Annotated in this window: 10 protein-coding genes; all 10 read left to right on the top strand. The window is 60.2% G+C overall.

Features of this window, described 5'->3' with window-relative positions:
- Positions 1-37 precede the first annotated feature (37 nt).
- The 10 genes from gluQRS to acs all read left to right on the top strand — a co-directional run bounded on the left by gluQRS (position 38) and on the right by acs (position 14,041).
- Entirely contained in the window at positions 38-925 is an 888-nt protein-coding gene (gene gluQRS, locus FW764_RS17580) for a tRNA glutamyl-Q(34) synthetase GluQRS (protein WP_446434958.1), read from the top strand.
- 62 nt (positions 926-987) lie between these two features.
- Entirely contained in the window at positions 988-1,164 is a 177-nt protein-coding gene (locus FW764_RS17575; RefSeq protein ID WP_003176118.1) for a hypothetical protein, read from the top strand.
- Complete coding sequence (locus FW764_RS17570) at positions 1,148-4,102, top strand: sensor histidine kinase (RefSeq protein WP_446434957.1); 2,955 nt, start codon at positions 1,148-1,150, stop codon at positions 4,100-4,102. The genes FW764_RS17575 and FW764_RS17570 overlap by 17 nt, the downstream gene beginning before the upstream one ends.
- A gap of 22 nt (positions 4,103-4,124) precedes the next feature.
- Positions 4,125-5,564, top strand: a complete 1,440-nt coding sequence (locus tag FW764_RS17565; protein ID WP_446434956.1) for a sigma-54-dependent transcriptional regulator — start codon at positions 4,125-4,127, stop codon at positions 5,562-5,564.
- Between the two features lie 709 nt (positions 5,565-6,273).
- Complete coding sequence (locus FW764_RS17560; protein WP_083356737.1) at positions 6,274-7,677, top strand: polynucleotide adenylyltransferase PcnB; 1,404 nt, start codon at positions 6,274-6,276, stop codon at positions 7,675-7,677.
- Between the two features lie 2 nt (positions 7,678-7,679).
- Entirely contained in the window at positions 7,680-8,159 is a 480-nt protein-coding gene (folK, locus tag FW764_RS17555; protein ID WP_446434955.1) for a 2-amino-4-hydroxy-6-hydroxymethyldihydropteridine diphosphokinase, read from the top strand.
- 284 nt (positions 8,160-8,443) lie between these two features.
- Positions 8,444-9,244, top strand: a complete 801-nt coding sequence (panB, locus tag FW764_RS17550) for a 3-methyl-2-oxobutanoate hydroxymethyltransferase (RefSeq protein ID WP_446434954.1) — start codon at positions 8,444-8,446, stop codon at positions 9,242-9,244.
- Positions 9,241-10,092, top strand: coding sequence for a pantoate--beta-alanine ligase (gene panC, locus FW764_RS17545; RefSeq protein WP_446434953.1), 852 nt, complete (start codon positions 9,241-9,243; stop codon positions 10,090-10,092). Before panB ends, panC begins: the two co-directional genes overlap by 4 nt.
- A gap of 241 nt (positions 10,093-10,333) precedes the next feature.
- Positions 10,334-11,998 (top strand): glucose-6-phosphate isomerase, encoded by a 1,665-nt coding sequence (gene pgi / locus FW764_RS17540; RefSeq protein ID WP_446434952.1) that lies wholly within the window; start codon positions 10,334-10,336, stop codon positions 11,996-11,998.
- A gap of 105 nt (positions 11,999-12,103) precedes the next feature.
- Positions 12,104-14,041: an acetate--CoA ligase gene (acs, locus tag FW764_RS17535; RefSeq protein WP_446434951.1), complete on the top strand. Its 1,938-nt coding sequence runs from the start codon at positions 12,104-12,106 to the stop codon at positions 14,039-14,041.
- Positions 14,042-14,046 lie beyond the last annotated feature (5 nt).

Raw genomic sequence — 14,046 nt, 5'->3', positions numbered from 1 at the left:
TTCTGGCGTTTACCGTTTTTCCAGTAGTATCCGGCCCATGACAGCCTCTACCTATATCGGGCGTTTCGCCCCAACGCCCAGCGGCCATTTGCATTTCGGCTCGCTGGTTGCCGCCCTCGCCTCCTACCTCGATGCCCGCGCCAACCACGGCCGCTGGCTGATGCGCATGGAAGACCTCGACCCACCCCGCGAAGAGCCCGGCGCCCAAGCAGCGATTCTGCACGCGCTGGAAAGCTACGGCTTCGAATGGGACGGCGAACGGGTCCGGCAAAGCGAGCGGCATGACGCGTACGCCAAAGTCCTCAACGACATGTTCAACCACGGCTTGGCCTACGCTTGCACCTGTTCGCGCAAACAACTGGAACCCTACCAGGGAATTTACCCGGGTTTGTGCCGCAACGCCGGGCATGACCAGCACGACGCAGCCATCCGCCTGCGCGTGCCTGAGCTGGAATATCACTTCACCGACCGCGTACAGGGCGAATTCCGGCAGCACTTGGGCCGTGATGTAGGCGATTTCGTCATCCGTCGCCGCGACGGCCTGTATGCCTATCAATTGGCCGTAGTGCTCGACGATGCCTGGCAAGGTGTGACCGATATCGTGCGCGGCGCCGACCTGCTCGATTCAACGCCGCGCCAGCTGTACCTTCAAGAACTGCTGGGCTTGCGCCAACCGCGCTATCTGCACGTGCCGCTGATCGTCCAGCCGGACGGTAACAAGCTGGGCAAAACCTACCGTTCACCGCCGTTGACACCTGACCAAGCCACGCCTTTGCTGTTAAGGGCATTGCGCGCACTCGGTCAATCGGGCGGTGCTGAACTGCTGTACGCCAGCCCGCGGGAACTGCTGGATTGGGGCATTGCGCACTGGGACGCCACCAGAATCCCGCGCACACTCACGCTGCCCGAAGCGCAATTGAGCTGAAGGCGCTTGCAGGTTGCCAGCCATCCGTTACCATCGCCGCAGTTTTTTAATCAGAGGCCAACATGTACATCTATCGATTGGTCCTGCTGCTGGTCGTCGGGATCTACCTGTTTTCCCCCGCCATCATGGATTGGTGGATAGACGCCACAGGCGCCTGGTATCGCCCTTATCTGCTGTGGCTGATCCTGATCGTCGTGACCTTCATCCTGCAGAGCCAAAAAGATGCCGATGAGCTTTAGCCTCACCCAGATGCTGCTGATCAGCGCCGCCTACCTGGCTGCACTGTTCGCCGTGGCCTGGATCAGTGAGCGCGGAATGATTCCGCGGGCGATCATTCGCCATCCGTTGACCTACACCTTGTCCTTGGGCGTCTACGCCAGCGCCTGGGCGTTTTATGGCACCGTCGGCCTGGCCTATCAGTACGGCTACGGCTTTCTTTCCAGTTACCTCGGGGTGTCCGGCGCATTCCTGCTGGCGCCGGTGTTGCTGTACCCGATCCTGAAAATCACCCGTACCTACCAGCTGTCATCCCTGGCAGACCTTTTTGCCTTCCGCTTTCGCAGCACCTGGGCCGGCGCGCTGACCACGATTTTCATGCTGCTCGGCGTGCTGCCGCTGCTGGCCTTGCAAATCCAGGCCGTGGCGGACTCCATCAGCATCCTCACCCGCGAGCCTGTGCAGCATCGCGTCGCGCTGGCCTTCTGCGCGTTGATCACGCTGTTCACGATTTTCTTCGGTTCACGCCATATCGCCACCCGTGAAAAACACGAAGGCCTGGTATTCGCGATTGCCTTCGAGTCGGTGATCAAGCTGATCGCCATCGGCGGTGTCGGCCTGTACGCACTCTACGGCGTGTTCGACGGTCCGCAACAGCTGGAACTGTGGCTGCTGCAAAACCAGACCGCCCTCGCCGCCCTGCACACACCGTTGCAGGAAGGCCCATGGCGCACGCTGTTGCTGGTGTTCTTCGCCTCGGCGATTGTGATGCCGCACATGTACCACATGACATTCACCGAGAATCTCAACCCGCGCTCACTGGTCAGCGCCAGCTGGGGCCTTCCGCTGTTCCTACTGCTGATGAGCCTGGCAGTGCCGTTGATCCTGTGGGCCGGCCTCAAGCTGGGAGCGACCACCAACCCGGAATACTTCACCCTCGGCGTCGGCATTGCCGCCAATAGCAAATCCCTGGCGTTGCTGGCTTACGTCGGCGGTTTGTCGGCAGCCAGTGGCTTGATCATCGTGACCACGCTGGCGCTGTCGGGCATGGCACTCAATCATCTAGTGCTGCCGCTGTATCAGCCGCCGGCTGAAGGCAATATCTACCGCTGGCTGAAATGGACGCGCCGCGCGCTGATCGTCGCGATCATCATGGCCGGCTATGGCTTCTACCTGCTGCTGGGCGCCGGGCAAGACTTGGCCAACCTCGGCATCGTCGCGTTCGTCGCCACCTTGCAGTTCTTACCGGGCGTGCTGTCGGTGCTGTACTGGCCGACCGCTAATCGGCGCGGCTTTATCGCCGGCCTGTTGGCGGGAATCCTGGTGTGGATGGTCACCATGCTGCTGCCGCTGGTCGGCAACTTACAGGGTTTCTACATCCCACTGCTGAACATGATTTACGTGCTGGACGACACCAGCTGGCACATGGCGGCCATTGCTTCACTGGCGGCCAACGTATTGATGTTCACCTTGATCTCGCTGTTCACCAACGCCAGCCCCGAAGAAACCAGCGCGGCCGAAGCCTGCGCGGTGGATAACGTGCGCCGCCCACAACGCCGCGAATTGCATGCCGCTTCGCCCCAGGAGTTCGCCACGCAACTGGCCAAGCCACTGGGTGCAAAAGCCGCGCAAAAGGAAGTCGAACAAGCGCTCCGCGACTTGTATTTGCCGTTCGACGAGCGCCGACCGTACGCGCTGCGCCGCTTGCGCGACCGTATCGAGGCCAACCTGTCCGGGTTGATGGGGCCGAGCGTGTCCCAAGACATGGTCGAAACGTTCTTGCCCTACAAGGCCGGCGGCGAGAACTATGTCACCGAAGACATCCATTTCATCGAGAGTCGGCTGGAGGACTACCACTCACGCCTCACCGGTCTTGCCGCCGAACTCGATGCATTGCGTCGCTACCATCGCCAGACCCTGCAGGAACTGCCGATGGGCGTGTGTTCCCTGGCCAAGGATCAAGAGATCCTAATGTGGAACAAAGCCATGGAAGAACTCACCGGCATTGCCGCCCAGCGGGTAGTGGGCTCGCGCCTGAATACCTTGGGCGATCCATGGAAAGAACTGCTGCAAGGCTTTATCAACCTGCCCGACGAGCATTTGCACAAACAACACCTGGCGCTCGACGGCCAGACCCGCTGGCTCAACCTGCACAAAGCTGCCATCGACGAGCCGTTGGCGCCCGGCAACAGCGGCCTGGTGCTGCTGGTCGAGGACTTGACCGACACGCAAATGCTCGAAGACAAACTGGTGCACTCCGAGCGTCTGGCCAGTATTGGCCGCCTGGCGGCGGGTGTGGCCCACGAGATTGGCAATCCGATCACCGGTATCGCGTGCCTGGCGCAGAACCTGCGCGAAGAGCGTGAAGAGGACGGCGAAATCACCGAAATCAGCGAGCAGATCCTTGAGCAGACCAAGCGCGTTTCACGCATCGTGCAGTCGTTGATGAGTTTCGCCCATGCCGGCGCTCACCAGAACCAGGACGAGGCCGTGTGCCTGGCCGAAGTCGCGCAGGATGCTATTGGGCTGCTGGCCTTGAACCGACGCAATTTCGAAGTACAGTTCTTCAATTTGTGCGACCCGGACCACTGGGTCGACGGCGACTCCCAACGCTTGGCGCAGGTGCTGATCAACCTGCTGTCCAACGCCCGCGACGCTTCCCCGCCGCACAGTGCGGTACGCGTCAAGAGCGAGGCTTTCGAGCACACGATCGATCTGATCGTGGAGGACGAAGGCAGCGGTATTCCACAGAACATCATGGACCGATTGTTCGAACCCTTCTTCACCACCAAGGACCCAGGCGAAGGTACTGGTCTGGGCCTTGCACTGGTCTATTCCATCGTTGAAGAGCATTATGGACAAATCACCATCGACAGCCCGGCTGACACCGAAAGCCAACGCGGCACCCGTATTCGGGTGACCTTGCCGCGTCATGTCGAAGCGACGTCCGCTGTGAACTGAGACCGTCGAGAGAGTTGAATCAATGCCGCACATTTTGATCGTCGAAGACGAAACAATTATCCGCTCTGCCTTGCGTCGCCTGCTTGAACGTAATCAGTACCAGGTCAGCGAAGCCGGCTCGGTGCAGGAAGCCCAAGAGCGATTCAGCATTCCCACGTTCGACCTGATTGTCAGCGACCTGCGCCTGCCGGGCGCGCCAGGCACTGAGCTGATTAAGCTTGGCCAGGGCACGCCGGTGCTGATCATGACCAGCTACGCCAGCCTGCGCTCAGCCGTGGACTCGATGAAGATGGGCGCGGTGGACTACATCGCCAAGCCTTTCGACCACGACGAGATGCTCCAGGCCGTGGCCCGTATCCTGCGCGACCATCAGTCAGCCAGAGGTGCGCCCGCCGAACAGCGGCCCGCCGGAAAGGCTGCCAACGGTGCGGATAAGCCAGGCGCTGACAACAGCAATGGCGAAATCGGCATCATCGGCTCCTGCCCACCCATGCAAGACCTGTACAGCAAAATCCGCAAAGTGGCGCCAACCGACTCCAATGTATTGATCCAAGGCGAGTCGGGCACCGGTAAAGAACTGGTGGCCCGCGCCCTGCACAACCTGTCCAAGCGCGCCAAGGCGCCAATGATTTCGGTGAACTGCGCGGCAATCCCTGAATCCCTGATCGAGTCCGAGCTGTTCGGCCACGAAAAAGGCGCGTTTACCGGCGCCAGCGCCGGGCGTGCGGGCCTGGTCGAAGCGGCGGACGGCGGCACCTTGTTCCTCGACGAAATCGGCGAACTGCCCCTGGAAGCCCAGGCACGTTTGCTGCGCGTGCTGCAGGAAGGCGAAATTCGCCGCGTAGGTTCGGTGCAATCGCAAAAGGTCGATGTTCGCTTGATCGCAGCGACCCACCGTGACCTGAAGAGCCTGGCTAAAATCGGCCAGTTCCGTGAAGACTTGTATTACCGCCTGCACGTGATTGCTCTCAAACTGCCGGCCCTGCGTGAGCGTGGCGCCGACGTCAACGAGATCGCCAGCGCCTTCCTGTTGCGCCAGAGCGCGCGCATCAACCGTACCGACCTCACGTTTGCCCCGGACGCCGAGCAGGCGATTCGGCACTACTCGTGGCCGGGCAACGTGCGAGAGCTGGAGAATGCGGTCGAGCGAGCGGTCATTCTGTCGGAGAGCGCGGAAATTTCCGCCGAACTGCTGGGCATCGACATTGAGCTCAGTGACCTGGAAGACGACGATTTCATCGGCTTGGCACCGCAACAGGGCGGCGCTAGCAATACCAGCCATGAGCCGACCGAGGACTTGTCACTGGAAGATTACTTCCAGCACTTCGTCCTTGAGCATCAGGACCACATGACCGAGACCGAGCTGGCCCGCAAACTAGGCGTGAGCCGCAAGTGCTTGTGGGAGCGTCGCCAACGTCTGGGTATTCCGCGACGCAAGACTGGGGTGACCAGCGAGAGTTGAGGGGGCGCCCCCACAGGTAACACCCTCAGATGTGAAAAAACTGTTACCGCAGCTTTTTCGCGTAACAAAAGCCGGGGCTTACGGTAACGAAGCCCCGGCTTTTTTTGGCCTCCAAAAAACCTGAAAGCGCTTCAACCTCCCGGTTTTGCTGGGCGGCACAAAAGTTGGCACGCACCCTGCTATATGCTTAGTACAAAAACAATAACAAGCTTAGTACCAGACAATAAAAATAAGACGAATCGACTCACGCATAATAAAAACAACACGGCGGAGGCGCAGCTAATTGATTCTTTTGGAGAGGCGTTGCATCTTGGGCTTGCCCCGCAACCAGGCCGAGAACAACAAAAACTGTCCTAAGGCAGAGCCTGAACTGGTTGGATCGTAGATCAGCAACACAGCGACCAAAGCAATCCGTTTGCTCTTGACTCCCGATTGGGAGTGTCTTGAAGGTAAAGCTTCATGGCGAGGGCGATCAACAAAAACAAGAAGCCCGAAATCAATAATAAAAATAGAGCACGCAACTACTTCTGGGGGAGCTTCGGCTCCCCTTGTAGTTTCCGGGATTTGTCCAGCTCTTCGCTTCTTTTAAGCTTATGGCGCAATGCCTGCAGCTTGTTCCTACACCATCCCTCGACTAAATGCTAGAATCCCGGCCCATCATGCGGTCATTCTTCGTTATGGCCGAACATTCCTTCAAACAGTGCATCCCATGCTGAAGAAGTTGTTCCAGTCATTCCGTTCTCCCTTGCGTCGTACGCAACACATTCGCAGCACGCCTGAAGTGCTTAACAGCAATCAGCATTCATTGCAGCGTGCTCAATTCAGCCGTTATGCGGTGAACATCGTCGAACGTTTGCAGAACGCTGGCTACCAGGCTTATCTGGTGGGTGGCTGCGTACGTGACATGTTGCTCAATATCACACCTAAGGATTTCGACGTCGCCACCAGTGCCACGCCCGAGCAGGTGCGTGCCGAGTTTCGCAATGCGCGAATCATCGGTCGCCGCTTCAAATTGGTGCATATCCACTTCGGTCGCGAAATCATCGAGGTCGCGACCTTCCGCGCCGGCCACCCGCAAAACGATGAAGAGGAAGACACCAACCAGTCTTCCCGCAACGAGAGCGGCCGCATCCTGCGCGACAACGTCTACGGCACCCTGGAAGAAGACGCGCAACGTCGCGACTTCACCATCAATGCCTTGTATTACGACCCGGTCAGCGAGCGCATCCTCGATTACGCCAACGGCGTACACGACATTCGCAACAACCTGATCCGCTTGATCGGCGACCCGACCCAGCGCTACCAGGAAGACCCGGTGCGCATGCTGCGTGCGGTGCGCTTTGCCGCCAAGCTGAACTTCGGTATCGAGAAACACACCGCCGCACCGATTCGCGAACTGGCACCGATGCTGCGGGAGATTCCTTCGGCGCGCCTGTTTGAAGAAGTGCTCAAGCTATTCCTCTCGGGATATGCCGCCGATACCTTCGAAATGCTTGTCGACCTGCAGTTGTTCGACCCGTTGTTCCCGGCCAGCGCCGAGGCCCTGGAATACAACCCGACGTATACGCACACGCTGATCAGCGAAGCCTTGATCAACACGGACTTGCGCATCAAACAGAACAAACCGGTGACCCCGGCGTTCCTGTTCGCCGCCTTGTTGTGGCCAGCCCTGCCCAAGCGTGTACTGCGCTTACAAGACCGTGGCATGCCGCCGATTCCGGCCATGCAAGAGGCCGCTCACGAGCTGATCGCTGAACAGTGCCAGCGCATTGCTATTCCAAAACGCTTCACCATGCCGATCCGCGAGATTTGGGACATGCAGGAGCGCCTGCCACGGCGCAGCGGCAAACGCGCCGACCTGCTGCTGGACAACCCGCGCTTCCGTGCCGGCTACGATTTCCTGCTGCTGCGCGAAAGCGCGGGCGAGCAGACCGACGGCCTGGGTGAATGGTGGACCGATTACCAGGACGCCAATGACAGCCAACGCCGCGACATGATTCGTGACCTTGGCAGCAAAGGCGATGGCGCTGGCGATGGTCCCAAAAAGCGTCGTCGTAGCTCAAGCAAGCGTAAACGCACGTCTGCCGATGCCTCGGGCGCTGCGGGCGAATAAACGTGGAACGCATCTACATCGGCATGGGCAGCAACCTCGCGGCCCCCGACCAGCAATTGCGCAGCGCCGTCCAAGCGTTGGCGTTATTGCCAGGCACCACCCTCGTGGGCGTTTCCGCCTTCTATCAAAGTGATTCGCTGCTACCGGGCCAACCGCGCTACACCAACGCGGTCGCGGCCCTGGACAGCAGCCTCGCGCCACTGGAACTGCTCGATGCGCTGCAAGCCATCGAAAACGGCCAGGGCCGCGAGCGCCTTGAGCGTTGGGGCCCACGCACCCTGGACCTGGACATCCTGGTATTCGGCGACCGGCTGATCGATGAGCCGCGCCTGAAGGTGCCGCACTATCAAATGCACCTGCGTGCATTCGTGCTTTACCCGCTGGCAGAACTGGCTCCCGCCGGCCTGCAACTGGCCGATGGGCGCTTGCTGAGTGACCTGCTGGACGCGTGCCCGTTTGTTGGCCTGGAACGCCTGCCGTAGGCCTGACACGATGATGTGGGAGCTGCGGCGCCTTTGAATGCACCGGTGGACCTGCTGAATCGCATCAGTAACAGCGGTAACACCCCGACCGTAACAATGCGGTAACACATCCAATTGACTTACCGAGCCCTCATCACGACTATAGGCGTCCCGCTGCCGCCAACCGGCGCTGAAGGGCGCAATCCAGGCCTTATAAGCACTGCTCTCAAGACAGTGCGCCTGTATAAACGAAGACTCACGCGCGTTACTCGCTGTTTCCAAGCGCCTGAACGAGGACCCTTTTCATGCCAGACATTACCCTGACCACCTTGCAGAGCCTCAAGCTCAAAGGTGAAAAAATCGCCATGCTGACCTGCTATGACGCCACCTTCGCCCAGGCCTGTTGCCAGGCCGGCGTCGAGGTGCTGCTGGTGGGTGACTCCCTCGGCATGGTTTTGCAAGGGAATGACAGCACCCTGCCCGTCACCACTGATGAACTCGCCTACCACACGGCCAGCGTCAAGCGCGGTAACGACGGCGCCTTCATCATCGCTGACCTGCCGTTCATGGGTTACGCCACCCTCGAACAGACCTTTCAAAACGCCGGCAAACTGATGCAAGCCGGTGCGCACATGATCAAAGTCGAAGGTGCCGTGTGGCTCGCCGAGCCGATCCGTTTACTGGCTGAGCGCGGTGTGCCGGTGTGTGCGCACATGGGCCTGACACCGCAGTCGGTGAACATCCTCGGCGGCTACAAAGTACAAGGCCGTAATGAAGCCCAGGCGCGCCAGATGCGTGCGGATGCCATCGCCCTGGAACAAGCCGGGGCTGCGATGATCGTGCTGGAGTGCGTGCCGAGCGAACTGGCTGCTGAGATCACGCAGGCCGTCAAAGTGCCGGTGATCGGCATTGGCGCAGGTGCCGATACCGATGGCCAGGTTCTGGTGTTGCACGACATGCTCGGCTTGTCGCTGACCGGCCGTGCGCCGAAATTCGTGAAAAACTTCATGGCTGGCCAAGACAGCATCCAGGCTGCCTTGAGCGCTTACGTCAGCGAGGTCAAAGCCGTGACTTTCCCAGGCGCCGAACACGGATTTTCTGCATGAACACCGTTAAGACCGTACGAGAACTACGTTCCGCCGTCGCCCACGCACGCAGTGCCGGCAAACGCATAGGCTTTGTCCCCACCATGGGCAACCTGCACAGCGGCCACGCCACCCTGGTGACCAAGGCCGCGCAACAGTCAGATTTCGTGGTAGCGAGCATCTTCGTCAACCCGCTGCAATTCGGCGCAGGCGAAGATTTGGACAAGTACCCACGCACGCTGGCGGCCGATCAGGAAAAGCTGCTGCAAGCCGGTTGCAACCTGCTGTTCGCGCCGACCGTCGAAGAAATGTACCCCGGCGGCATGACCGGCCAGACCCGCGTCAGTGTTCCGCAACTGTCCGAAGGCCTATGCGGCGCCAGCCGCCCCGGGCACTTCGAAGGCGTGGCCACAGTGGTGAGCAAGCTGTTCAACATGGTCCAGCCGGACATGGCCGTGTTTGGCCAGAAGGATTACCAGCAACTGGCGGTGATCCGCGCCATGGTGCATGACCTGAACATGCCAATCCAGATCATCGGCGAGCCGACCGTACGTGCCGCTGACGGCCTCGCGCTGTCATCGCGCAACGGCTACCTCACCGACGAGCAGCGTGCCATCGCCCCGGTGCTGTACCGCAGCCTCAGCCAGATCGCCGCGGCGATCAAAGCCGGTGACCACGATTTCGCCAAGCTGCGTGCCGAGCAAATCCAGCACATCGAAGCCGCTGGCCTGCGCATGGATTACCTCGAAGTGCGCCAAGGCGTGCATTTGCGCCCGGCCACGGCTGAGGATCTCGACGTGGTGATCCTGGTTGCCGCGTATCTGGGGGCGACTCGCCTGATCGATAACCTGCACCTGAACCTGGCCTGACCCCCCGCCTTTCTCACTGAAAAAACACTGCACCTGTTGCCCTCCCCGCTGTGCCGGTATAAAAAAGTACCGGCCACAGCGCAGACAAAGCCAAGACATATCGACACGCTAGGTTTAATGTAAACGCCCTGCGCCATTGTTGGTGCTGACCGGAACCCAACGCTTGATCAAAGACTGGACGTTCCGGATTTAGAAGTGTCCTAAAGGCAAGTCCCCCGTAATAAAAAGGAAACCCGCAGCGATGGCGTATTACCGCACTCCTCATGACGTTACCGCTCTGCCCGCTTGGCAAGCGCTCAACAAACATCGCCAAGCCATGCAGGATTTCAGCATGCGCGAGGCGTTCAATGCCGATCCCCAGCGCTTTTCCGAGTTCACCTTGAGCAGTTGCGGGCTTTTCCTCGATTACTCGAAAAACCTGATCACCACCGAAACCCGCGACCTGCTGGTGGCGCTGGCCAAGGAAGTCGACCTTAAAGCCGCGATCGACGCGCTCTACGCCGGCGAACCGGTCAACTCCTCCGAAGGCCGCCCGGCTCTGCACACCGCCTTGCGCCGCCCCGTAGGTGACAAGCTATCGGTCAACGGCGTGAACATCATGCCGGACGTGCACAAAGTGCTGAACCAGATCACCGACCTCGTGGGCCGGATCCACGATGGCCTGTGGCGTGGCTACACCGAGAAGCCGATCACTGACGTGGTGAACATCGGCATCGGTGGTTCGTTCCTCGGCCCGGAGTTGGTCTCTGAGGCACTGTTGTCCTACGCCCATAAAGGCGTGCGCTGCCACTACTTGGCGAACATCGACGGCAGCGAATTCCACGAGCTGACCATGAAGCTGCGCGCCGAGACCACGCTGTTCATCGTCTCGTCGAAATCCTTCAACACCCTGGAAACCCTGAAAAACGCCCAGGCCGCGCGCGCTTGGTACTTGGCCCAGGGTGGCTCGGAAGCCGAACTGTACCGCCACTTTATCGCCGTCTCGAGCAACAACGCGGCGGCCGTGGCCTTCGGTATCCGCGAAGAAAACATCTTTCCGATGTGGGACTGGGTCGGCGGCCGTTACTCGCTGTGGTCGGCCATCGGCTTGCCAATCGCCCTGGCCATCGGCATGTCCAACTTCAAGGAACTGCTGTCCGGCGCCTACACCATGGACCAGCATTTCCAGAACGCTCCGTTCGAACAGAACATGCCTGTACTACTGGGCCTCTTGGGCGTGTGGTACGGCAACTTCTGGGGCGCGCAGAGCCATGCGATCCTGCCGTACGACCACTACCTGCGTAACATCACCAAACACTTGCAACAGCTGGACATGGAATCCAACGGCAAGAGCGTGCGCCAGGACGGCACGCCGGTTTCCACCGATACCGGCCCGGTTATCTGGGGCGGTGTAGGTTGCAACGGTCAGCACGCCTACCACCAGTTGCTGCACCAAGGGACCCAACTGATCCCGGCCGACTTCATCGTGCCGATCGTCAGCTTCAATCCGGTCTCCGACCACCACCAGTGGCTTTACGCAAACTGCCTGTCCCAAAGCCAGGCCCTGATGCTCGGCAAGACCCGCAGCGAAGCCGAAGCCGAACTGCGCGAGAAGGGCATGCCGGAAGCCGAGGTACAGAAGCTGGCACCGCACAAGGTGATCCCGGGCAACCGTCCGAGCAACACCCTGGTGGTGGAGCGCATCAGCCCACGTCGCCTCGGCGCGCTGGTGGCCATGTATGAGCACAAAGTGTTCGTGCAAAGTGTGATCTGGGGCATCAACGCCTTTGACCAATGGGGCGTGGAGCTGGGCAAGGAACTGGGCAAGGGCGTTTACAACCGCCTGACCGGCGCCGAAGAAACCCTGGCTGACGATGCGTCGACCCAAGGCCTGATCAACTACTTCCGCGGTCGTCACCGCGGCTGAAGCCGGTACACCAAGGCCAACGTCCGTTTGGACGTTGGCCTTGAACCCTCTCCCTACAGCGTGCATCTTTATGCCTTGTCCCGAAAACAAGAATAAGGACCGCTCATGTTCGATATCAGCACGTTTCCCGCCGCCGATGCCGTCCGTCTTGCCGCGCAGCTCAGTCAAACCGACTACCAGCGCCTCTATCGCCAATCCATTGAGCAGCCTGACACCTTCTGGGCCGAACAGGCCAAGGGCTTTCTCGACTGGATAACACCCTGGCACACCGTCCAGCAGTCAGACATCAAGACCGGCGCGGCCCAATGGTTTGCCGGCGGCCAACTGAATGTCAGCTACAACTGCATCGACCGGCACCTGACGCAACGCGCCGATCAGCCTGCCTTTATCTGGGAAAGCGATGATCCGGCAAAATCTTCCAAAATCACTTACCGCCAACTGCATCAAAACGTCAGCCGCCTGGCCAATGTGCTGAAAAGCCGTGGCGTGAGGAAAGGCGACCGGGTGTGCATCTATATGCCGATGATCCCGGAAGCGGCCTACGCAATGCTGGCCTGTACGCGCATTGGCGCGGTGCACTCGGTGGTGTTTGGTGGGTTCTCACCGGACGCCCTGCGCGACCGCATTCTCGACGCCGACTGCCGCACCGTGATCACGGCCGATGAAGGCGTGCGCGGCGGCAAGCCGGTGGCGTTGAAAAAGAACGTCGACAAGGCCTTGGCCAGTTGCCCGAACGTCAGCACGGTGTTGGTGGTGGAGCGTACAGGGGCCGATCTTATCTGGGTCAAAGACCGCGACCTCAAGTACCAGCAAGCCTTGGATGCCGCCAGCGACGACTGCAGGCCCGAGCCGATGGACGCAGAAGACCCGCTGTTCATCCTCTACACCTCGGGCAGCACCGGTAAACCCAAAGGCGTGCTGCACACCACCGGCGGCTATCTATTACAAGCGGCGATGACCTTCAAATACGTGCTCGATTACCGCGACGGCGAAGTGTTCTGGTGCACCGCCGACGTAGGCTGGGTTACCGGGCACAGCTACATCGTGTATGGCCCGCTGGCCAATGGCGCCACCTCGCTGATGTTCGAAGGCGTACCGAGCTACCCGGACAGCTCGCGCTTCTGGCAAGTGATCGACAAACATCAGGTGAATATCTTCTACACCGCGCCCACCGCGCTACGCGCCCTGATGCGTGAGGGCCACGGTCCATTGGAGACTACCTCCCGCGCCAGCTTGCGCCTGTTGGGCAGCGTCGGCGAGCCGATCAACCCGGAAGCCTGGGACTGGTACTTCAACGCCGTGGGCGGACAACGCTGCCCGGTTGTCGATACCTGGTGGCAGACCGAAACCGGCGGCATCATGCTCAGCCCATTGGTCAGCGCCCAGCGGATCAAGCCAGGTTGCGCGACCCAACCGATGTTTGGCGTACAGCCCGTGCTGCTGGATGAGCAAGGCAAAGAAATCAGTGGCGCCGGCAGTGGCGTACTGGCGATCAAAGCCAGCTGGCCCGGGCAGATTCGTAGCGTCTACGGCGACCCGCAACGCATGATCGACACCTATTTCAAACCCTACCCCGGCTATTACTTCACCGGCGACGGCGCACGCCGCGACGAAGACGGCGACTACTGGATTACCGGGCGCATCGATGACGTGATCAACGTGTCCGGCCACCGTATCGGCACCGCCGAAGTCGAAAGCGCCCTGGTGCTGCATGACCAAGTGGCCGAGGCCGCAGTGGTGGGTTACCCCCACGATGTCAAAGGCCAGGGGATTTATGCCTTCGTCACGCCAATGAATGGCGTCGAGCCCAGCGATGCATTGAAAAAGCACCTGCTGGACCTGGTCAGCAAGGAAATCGGCAGCTTTGCCAAACCGGAACTGATCCAATGGGCGCCGGCCCTTCCGAAAACCCGCTCCGGCAAGATCATGCGGCGAATTTTGCGCAAAATCGCCTGCAACGAACTGGACAGCTTGGGTGATACTTCAACCCTGGCCGACCCCAGCGTCGTCGACGGCCTGATCGACAAACGCCTGAACCGCTAGGAACA

The organism is Pseudomonas sp. 1152_12 (assembly GCF_052850675.1).
This window is presented reverse-complemented; position numbering and strand designations above follow the sequence as displayed.